Source organism: Bacteroides sp. Phil13 (genome assembly GCF_001940965.1).
GTDB lineage: Bacteria > Bacteroidota > Bacteroidia > Bacteroidales > Bacteroidaceae > Bacteroides > Bacteroides intestinalis.
The window spans coordinates 1-8,851 of sequence record NZ_MSHA01000071.1 but is presented as its reverse complement, the minus strand read 5'-3'; the positions used below and the strand labels follow the sequence as shown (position 1 = coordinate 8,851).

The window sequence follows — 8,851 nt, the reverse complement described above, 5'->3', positions numbered from 1 at the left end:
AGAAAAGGCGATTTAAGAAGAGCTCGTGCAGCTGCTGTTAATATCGTTCCTAACTCCACTGGTGCTGCAAAAGCAATCGGTTTAGTTATCCCAGAATTAAACGGCGTATTAGATGGCTGTGCACAGCGTGTTCCAGTTCCAACTGGTTCTTTAACTCAATTAGTAGCTATGTGCGAAGGCACTGTAACTGCTGATGATGTAAATGCTGCTATGAAAGCTGCTGCTAGTGATTCCTTCGGTTACACTGAAGAAGAATTAGTATCTTCTGATATCATTGGTATCACTTATGGTTCCTTATTCGATGCTACTCAGACTAAGTGCATGGATATGGGAGATGGCACAACTATGGTTAAAGTTGTTTCCTGGTATGATAATGAAAACTCTTATACTAGCCAGATGGTTAGAACAATCAAATACTTTGCTGAATTAGCTTAATTGGTAACAAAGCAGTAGTATAATTTGTAAGGTAAATACTTTACGATCTTAAATAGGTCCGGTCTTTGTAAAGTAATCAATCGTTATTGATTCTATTAAGGGCCAGACCTATTTTTATATGATAAGAAAGTGTAAAGCTTTTCTATCACATAAAACGATCCGCGAGGATGCGAGCTCGTTAATATGGAAAGGAGTAATACAATGCTAAATAAGAAATCTGTAGATGATATTAATGTAAAAGGCCAACGCGTTTTAGTTCGTTGTGACTTCAATGTACCATTACAAGAGGGTAAAATCACTGATGAGAACCGTCTTGTAGCTGCTCTTCCTACTATTAAAAAATTAATCAATGATGGTGGAAAGGTAATCCTTTGTTCCCATCTTGGAAAACCAAAGGGTGAGCCAAAGCCTGAATTATCTTTAGCTCCTGTAGCAGTTCGTTTAAGCGAATTACTTGGTAAGGAAGTTAAATTTGCTGCTGATCCAGAAGTAGTTGGACCAAATGCAAAAGCTGCTGTAGCTGCTATGAAAGACGGAGATGTTGTTCTTCTTGAAAACACTCGTTATAGAAAAGAAGAGACTAAGAACGAGGAAGCTTTCTCTAAAGATCTTGCTTCTTTAGCTGATGTATTCGTAAACGATGCTTTCGGTACTGCTCATAGAGCTCACTGTTCTAACGTTGGTGTTACTCAGTTCGTAGATACTGCAGTAGTTGGTTACTTAATGCAGAAGGAAATCGATTTCCTTGGAAATGCAGTTAATAATCCAGAGAGACCATTTGTTGCTATCCTTGGTGGTTCTAAAGTATCAAGTAAGATTTCTGTTATCAACAATTTACTTGATAAAGTAGATACCTTAATCATTGGTGGTGGTATGGCTTATACATTCATGAAAGCTATGGGAGAAGAAGTTGGTAACTCTCTTCTTGAAGCAGATTACCTTGATTATGCGAAAGAGATGATGGAAAAGGCTGAGAAGAAAGGTGTTAAATTATTAATTCCTGTTGATACAGTTGTAGCCAATGACTTCTCTAACGATGCGGAGTTTAAAACTGTAGAACGTGGTCATATCGAAGCTGGTTGGGAAGGTCTTGATATTGGTGAAAAGACTCGTGAACTTTACGCTGCTGCAATCAAAGATGCTAAGACAGTTGTATGGAACGGACCTATGGGTGTATTCGAAATGTCTAACTTTGCTGCTGGTACAGTCGCAGTTGCAAAGGCTTTAGCTGATATCGATGCAACTACTATTATCGGTGGTGGTGATAGCGCAGCTGCTGTTAATATTTTAGGATTCGGTGACAAGATGACTCATATCTCTACTGGTGGCGGAGCTTCTCTTGAATTCTTAGAGGGCAAAGAACTTCCAGGTGTTGCTGCAGCAAACGATAAATAATATTTTTGAGGGACGTTACCAGGGTAAGGCCGTTAACGTCCCCTTATTTGGGTTATATAAATATATCCTATAAATAAATAATATTAAGGAGATTGACTATGCGTAAAAAAATTATTGCAGGTAACTGGAAAATGAACAAAACTCCAAGTGAAACTGTAAAACTTATCGAAGAATTAAAACCATTAGTAAAAAATGATGATGTTGACGTAGTATTCTGCGTACCAGCTATTTCTTTAACAAAAGCTATGGAAGCAGCTGAGGGTAGTAATATCCAAATTGGTGCTGAAAATATGTACTTTGAAGAAAGCGGCGCTTATACTGGAGAAATTGCTCCAAATATGTTAACTGACATCGGTGTAAAATATGTTATTATTGGTCATAGTGAAAGAAGAGAGTACTTCGCTGAGACAGATGTAACTGTAAATAAAAAAGTGAAAAAAGCATTCGAGCATGGCATTACACCAATCGTATGCTGTGGTGAGTCCTTAACTCAGCGTGAGCAGGGCGTTACTATCGATTTCATTCGTCAACAGATTAAGATTGCTTTCTTAGATGTAACAGCTGATCAGGCTAAAACTGCTGTAATCGCTTACGAACCAATCTGGGCAATCGGAACTGGTAAAGTTGCAACTACTGAGCAGGCTGAAGAAGTTTGTGCAGCAATTCGTGTATGCATTGGTGAAATCTATGATGAAGCTACTGCAGCTGCTATCCGTATTCAGTATGGTGGAAGCGTATCTGCTGCTAGTGCACCAGAATTGTTTGCTCAGGCAAACATCGATGGTGGTCTTGTTGGCGGTGCTAGCTTAAAACCAGACTTTGGTAAGATTGTAAACTACAATAAATAATTGTCAGCTTAATCGATTTGCGAAGCTAGACGATTCACTTCTAGCAGGGGAATACCCTGTTAGGAGTATTTGGCGAATGTTGTTGGCTGAGATAGTATTAGATTTATAAGCTAACAAGAGCGAGTATAGAATCTCCTCGAAATAGTTCGCATTAAGTGTATTGATAAAGGAGCAGAAATTATGAGCAAAAAACCTACGGTATTAATGATTCTTGATGGTTATGGATTAAATGAAACTGAAAAAGCAAATGCTGTAAAGGAAGCTAAGACTCCAGTAATGGATAAGTTAATGTCTGAATATCCTTTTGTAAAAGGATATGCTAGTGGTCTTGCTGTTGGTCTTCCAGATGGTCAGATGGGTAACTCTGAAGTTGGACATTTGAATATGGGTGCTGGTCGTATCGTATACCAGGAATTAACTCGTATCACGAAAGAGATTACTGATGGTACTTTCTTTGAAAATGAAGCATTATTAGCAGCTATGGAGAATTGCAAGAAGAATGATTCTGCTCTTCATATGTATGGATTACTATCTGATGGTGGTGTGCATAGTCACAATACGCATTTATATGGCTTATTAGAGCTTGCAAAACGTCAGGGACTTAAGAAAGTATATGTTCATGCATTCTTAGATGGTCGTGATACAGCTCCAACATCCGGTAAAGGCTTTGTAGAAGAATTAGAAGCAAAGATGAAAGAGATCGGTGTTGGTAAGATTGCATCTGTTATGGGTCGTTACTATGTAATGGATCGTGATAATCGTTGGGATCGTGTAGAAAAAGCATATGTTGCATTGACAAAAGGTGAAGGCATTACAGCTAACAGTGCTGTTGAAGCAGTAGAGCAATCCTATGCAAAGGGAGAGAACGATGAATTTGTAGTTCCTACTGTAGTAATAGAGAATGGCACACCAGTTGCTTCAATTAAGAATAATGACAGTGTTATATTCTTTAACTTCCGTCCAGACCGTGCAAGAGAGATTACTCGTGCATTCTGTGATCCTGAATTCGCTGGTTTTACTCGTGATAAGATTGAAACAACCTATGTATGCTTTACTGAATATGACAAGACAATTCCTAATAAAATGATAGCTTTCAATAAAGTTGAGATTACAAATACCCTTGGTGAATATCTTTCTAAGCTTGGTAAGAAACAATTACGTACTGCTGAGACTGAGAAATATGCACACGTTACATTCTTCTTTAACGGTGGTGTAGAGCAACCTTATGAAGGAGAAGACCGTATTCTTGTTAATTCCCCTAAGGTAGCTACTTATGATTTACAACCAGAAATGAGTGCTTACAAGGTAGCTGATAATCTTGTAGAAGCTATCAAATCTGATAAATACGATGTAATCATTATTAATTTTGCTAATCCAGATATGGTTGGACACACAGGTATCGAGAATGCGGCAATCAAAGCAGTCGAAGCAGTTGATGAGTGTGTTGGAAAGGCATATGATGCATTACTTGAAGTTGATGGACAGATGTTTATCTGCGCTGATCATGGTAACTGTGAGCAGTTAGTAGACTATAATACTGGTGATCCATTTACAGCGCATACAACAAATCCAGTTCCTTTCATTCTTGTAAACTATAAGTCTGATTATACCCTTCGTGAGGGTGGTTGTCTTGCTGATATCGCACCTACTTTACTTGAGATGATGGAAATTCCACAACCTGTAGAGATGACAGGTAAATCTTTATTAGTGAAAAAGAACTAAAGAAGACTGAGGGGTATTTCAACATATTAGTAAATAAATTTGTTGAAATACCTGTCCCAGTGTGATAGAATCATTATGTTAAGCATTAGGAGGTGTAAAAGATGGAAGCTCTTAAGGTTATTACAATAATTGCGTATATACTTATATGTATTGCATTAGTCGTTGTTGTACTTATGCAGGAAGGTAAATCAGCTGGTTTAGGTTCTATTAGTGGTGCAGCTGATACTTACTGGGGTAAGAATAAAGGACGTACAATGGATGGCGCTATGAATAAAATCACAATTGTACTTTCTGTTGCATTTGTAATTATTTCTGCGTTACTTAATATGGGATTCTGGAAATAGATCCTGAATATGATGACTAATCAGAGACACCTGAATAAGGTGTCTCTTTTTGTGTTAATGTATAGAGTATTATGGTATGATATATATGTAAAAATAAGGATGGGAAATATGAAAGTAACCCCAAAGCTTATTATTCTATTTGTGCTAATGCTGTTGGCTTTCGTTAGTTGTAGTTCCGGTTACACAGGTATTTTTAAAGTAAATCATATAGGGGATAGGATACGTGTGAAAGTTGATGCATCCGATGGATGATCGGTTGAGGAAAAGTCAGAAATTTTGCAGGTGACAAAGGATGGCCAACCGGTATTGCAGGCTATAGCATATGCAATAGATTATTACAATGCGTAGAAGACTAGCTATGTCTATATAATAAAGGTTAAGAATACAGACAGTTGTATAGTGATAGAAGGTCTTAAAGGCAAAGTACAGACAGAAGAGGCTTTTTCTCGTGTTATGATCTCCTGGGACTATTGAGTAATATTTTAATAGCTATAGAGTAGTGGGTTAAGGAAACAAACAAACGTATTGATATCTCTTAACAATAAGGTAAAATATCAAGATTACTTATATTTCTATCTTACATATGCTATAATAAATTTATAGATTGTCTTTTGTTGTAGGCATAGAAATAACAACAGGAAAGGCTGGCGATGTCAGATGGATAAACTATTATTAGAACAAAAAAAGGAATTGGTGTTTTCCTATATCAGCAGTAAAGAATACAGACCGCTAAAGTTTAAAGAATTAGTAGCAACATTACAAGTTCCACGTAATGAAAAAGATGACTTACGAGAAGTATTAGAGAGTCTGGTAGGTGAAGGGAAAATAACCATAGATGTACAAGGAAAATTTAAAGTTTGTGCTGACAATGTGAAGGTTGGTACTTTTGTTGGTAATAGCAAAGGCTTCGGTTTCGTTGTAATCGAGGGTGAGGATCAAGATATCTTCGTTCCTGAAAATTCACAAAAAGGTGCTCTTCATAACGATATCGTACAGGTGAAAATATTAGAAGGTCAAACAGGAAAGAGACGAGAAGGTGTTATCGTCTCTATCGTAGAGCGTAAAACGGATGAAGTTGTAGGAACCTTTGCTAAGAGTAAGAACTATGGTTTCGTCATTACAGATAATCAAAAATTCAATCGCGATATCTATATTCCAAAGGAATTCTGTAAAGGTGCAGTTACCGGTCATAAGGTAGTTGTTAAGATTACGGATTATGGTAGCAAGGATAAGAAGCCGGAAGGTAGAATCGTAGAGATTCTTGGTCATATTAATGATCCTGGTGTGGATATTATGTCCATTGTAAAGGGATATGGCCTTCCGACAGAGTTCCCTGGACCAGTAATGAAGTATATCGATGATATACCAGATGAAGTGGATCCAAAAGATATTAGTGGTAGAACAGACATCAGAGATTGGCCAATGGTTACGATTGATGGTGAGGATGCTAAAGACTTAGATGATGCCATAACTTTAACTAAGGAAGGAAATGTTTATAAATTAGGTGTTCATATTGCGGATGTATCTAACTATGTAAAAGAGGATTCTGTACTTGATGTTGAAGCATTAAAGCGTGGCACCAGCGTTTATCTGGTTGACCGTGTTATTCCAATGCTTCCTCATAAACTATCCAATGGCATCTGTTCCTTGAACGCAGGAGTAGACCGTCTGGCACTTAGTTGCTTTATGGACATTGACATAAAAGGTAATGTAATAGGACATAAGATTGCAGAGACGGTTGTTCGTGTTACTAGAAGAATGTCATATAATAGCGTGCAGAAGATTCTTGATGGTGATGAAGCAGAACGTAAAGAATACGAACCATTGGTTGGTATGTTTGAACTAATGCAGGAGCTGGCATCAATTCTTAGAGAAAGACGTAGAAAACGTGGTGGTATTGACTTTGATTTCCCAGAAAGTAAGATTATTTTGGATGAGAAGGGAAAACCAATTGAGATTAAACCATATGAGCGTAATACAGCAACTAGAATCATTGAAGATTTTATGCTAGTTGCTAATGAGACGGTTGCAGAAGATTACTTCTGGCAGGAGATTCCATTTGTCTATCGTACTCATGAGGCACCAGATGAAGAAAAGATTCAGAAGTTAGGTATCTTTATCAATAACTTTGGCTATACCATTAAGGTTGGTCAGGATGAGATTCATCCAAAAGAAATTCAGAAGTTGTTAGACAAGGTAGAAGGTTCTGCAGAAGAAGCATTGATCAGCCGACTTACCTTACGTAGTATGAAGCAGGCGAAGTATACTGTAACCAATGATGGACATTTTGGATTGTCTACCAAGTATTACTGTCACTTTACGTCTCCAATCAGACGTTATCCAGACTTACAGATTCACCGTATCATTAAGGAGAATCTACGCAGAGGCATCAGTGAGAAACGTTCTAACCACTATCAAAGAATCCTTCCTGATGTAGCGGCACAGTCTAGTGCAATGGAACGACGTGCAGATGAGGCGGAGAGAGAAGTAGATAAGCTGAAGAAAGCACAGTATATGAAACAGTTTATTGGAGAGACATTTGAAGGTGTTATCTCTAGTATTACAACTTGGGGTATGTATGTAGAACTTCCGAATACTTGCGAAGGTATGATTAAGGTAACCAATCTAAAGGATGATTACTATTTCTATGATGAAGAGTCCTATACTATGGTTGGAGAGCATACAAAGAAGGTCTACAAGCTAGGACAGAAAGTAAGAATCGTTGTAGATGGTGTAGATTCCTTAGCGAGAACAGTAGATTTTATACTGGCAGAGGATGAGGATACTATCGATACTGATGCTGATCATGCAGAGGCAAAAGAAGACTAATGCATTAAAATACAGAGGAAACAGTGGGTTACTCATGAGACCCACTGTTTCCCGTTATAAACACTGTTGAAATTCTTATTATTTTGGCTATAATAGAGATAGTCAGTTAAGATTGGAGAAATGAAATGGCAAAAGAATCAAAGAAATTAATTGCCAATAACAAGAAAGCCTTTTTTGATTATTTTATTGATGAAAAATATGAAGCTGGTATTGCATTACATGGCACAGAGGTCAAATCTCTTCGACTAGGTAAGTGCAGTATCAAAGAATCCTTTGTCAAGATTGAGAAAGGGGAAGTATACATTTACAACATGCATATCTCTCCTTATGAGAAGGGAAATATATTTAATAAAGATCCATTGAGGACAAAGAAGTTATTGTTGCATAAGTATGAAATTAACAAGTTGACAGGTGAGATTCAACAAAAGGGTTATACGTTGGTACCACTCAATGTCTATCTAAGTGGTAGTCTGGTAAAGGTAGAGATTGGACTGGCAAGAGGTAAGAAATTGTATGATAAGCGCCAGGACATTGCAAAGAAAGACCAACGTAGAGAAGCGGAAAAGAGCTTTAAAGTGAAGAACTTATATTAATTATTTCCATTGACAAACGAATTGATTTGTAATATCATCTAAACTACAGCTGATTGCTCAGTGTACTATTACTATACTGTTAGGGGTAGTAATGGTTTCGACAGGGGTCTTGAAGTTGGAGAAGCTATCCGCAGGTGATGCGTCAAATCACAAACTTAAAATTAAACGCTAAAGACGAATTAGCTTACGCTGCCTAATGGCAGTTGTCCGACTTAGAGCACCTGCACTTTAAGATCCGGGCATCGACTATGCAGGAAACGACATATGTTAAGCTTTGCGCATATGGGCGTATCATGAAGCTACCGACGATGTGAGAGTGTCTGTCCTCTTGCATCCGGGGGAATCAAAATTGACCGACTATGATAGTAGAAGTACAGTGAATGGGCTTTCGGACGCGGGTTCGATTCCCGCCTGATCCACCAAAGCAGAGCCAGACGAACCAAGCCGGTTCGCCTGGCTTTTGCTCTGCCCCAACGGTCTATATGACCGGCGGGATATTTGTCCTGGTGTTTCCACTTGCCTATGCCAAGAAATAAAGAAAGAGGCTACTACACAGGGAATTTCCTGTGTGGTAGCCTCTTTGTGTTCTCTCATAGCCATAACGGATTTCGTTATAATCTACCAAAATCCAGCGAGATTCTAAAATCGTTGTTAGAATCTACCGTAAAGGAGCATGGCTATGATT

General features: G+C 38.0%; 6 protein-coding genes, 1 other RNA gene and 1 pseudogene. All 8 read left to right on the top strand.

The genetic code is table 11. The features are described 5' to 3' along the window. Positions 1–435: pseudogene (locus tag BWI44_RS13205) on the top strand (type I glyceraldehyde-3-phosphate dehydrogenase); the annotation flags it as partial. A gap of 201 nt (positions 436–636) precedes the next feature. Beyond that, positions 637–1,830 (top strand): phosphoglycerate kinase, encoded by a 1,194-nt coding sequence (locus BWI44_RS13200; protein WP_286814526.1) that lies wholly within the window; start codon positions 637–639, stop codon positions 1,828–1,830. 98 nt (positions 1,831–1,928) lie between these two features. After that, positions 1,929–2,678: a triose-phosphate isomerase gene (tpiA, locus tag BWI44_RS13195; protein WP_286814525.1), complete on the top strand. Its 750-nt coding sequence runs from the start codon at positions 1,929–1,931 to the stop codon at positions 2,676–2,678. Between the two features lie 180 nt (positions 2,679–2,858). After that, positions 2,859–4,400, top strand: a complete 1,542-nt coding sequence (gpmI, locus tag BWI44_RS13190) for a 2,3-bisphosphoglycerate-independent phosphoglycerate mutase (RefSeq protein WP_286814523.1) — start codon at positions 2,859–2,861, stop codon at positions 4,398–4,400. Between the two features lie 101 nt (positions 4,401–4,501). Continuing rightward, on the top strand, positions 4,502–4,744 hold the full coding sequence (gene secG / locus BWI44_RS13185; protein ID WP_286814522.1) for a preprotein translocase subunit SecG: 243 nt from the start codon (positions 4,502–4,504) through the stop codon (positions 4,742–4,744). A gap of 657 nt (positions 4,745–5,401) precedes the next feature. Next, positions 5,402–7,573: a ribonuclease R gene (gene rnr / locus BWI44_RS13180; RefSeq protein ID WP_286814520.1), complete on the top strand. Its 2,172-nt coding sequence runs from the start codon at positions 5,402–5,404 to the stop codon at positions 7,571–7,573. A 125-nt stretch (positions 7,574–7,698) separates the two neighbouring features. Then, positions 7,699–8,166 (top strand): SsrA-binding protein SmpB, encoded by a 468-nt coding sequence (gene smpB, locus BWI44_RS13175; RefSeq protein ID WP_286814518.1) that lies wholly within the window; start codon positions 7,699–7,701, stop codon positions 8,164–8,166. 82 nt (positions 8,167–8,248) lie between these two features. Continuing rightward, positions 8,249–8,588, top strand: a transfer-messenger RNA (tmRNA) gene (ssrA, locus tag BWI44_RS13170). Positions 8,589–8,851: the final 263 nt, after the last annotated feature.